The sequence below is a fragment of the Tamlana crocina genome (assembly GCF_012037625.1).
The window spans coordinates 1-464 of record NZ_JAAVJS010000218.1; the positions used below are offsets into that span (position 1 = coordinate 1).

General features: G+C 40.1%; 1 protein-coding gene. It reads right to left on the reverse strand.

Annotated features, from left to right (window positions below):
* Window positions 1-464 (reverse strand): sensor histidine kinase (locus HC176_RS16400; RefSeq protein WP_167920075.1); only part of this gene is annotated, 464 nt, incomplete at both ends.

A 464-nucleotide genomic window follows, 5' to 3' on the forward strand; every position in this document is an offset into this window, starting at 1 on the left:
GCTATCATAATCAAAGATCACTGAAGTTTTGACTTTTCCCGGTTTGTTTGCAAACTTGGCTATGACAAGTTTAAAAACGGTTCCGGTTTCTTTATTGCTCTGCAAGGTCAGGTAACCTCCATGAGCTTCTGCCACTGCTTTTACAAGAGTTAAGCCCATACCCCAGCTTTTGAGTTTTTTGGGTCCGGTACCATTGCTGGTATTAAGAAATTTGAAAATTTCCTTTTGTTTATGTTCAGGAATAGGATTTCCTTCATTATGAATGCTTATTACCACATTTTCGGGGTTATTTTCAGCCTTAATGGTTATAGGAGCACCTCTATCCCCGTATTTCACTGCATTACTCACAATATTCTCCAGGACCCGTCTTATCATCGCCACATCAAAAACACCTGTTATAGGTTCTTCGGGACAATCGAGCACCACCTCATTAGAATATATGGCAGATGCTTCACTAGTAATGG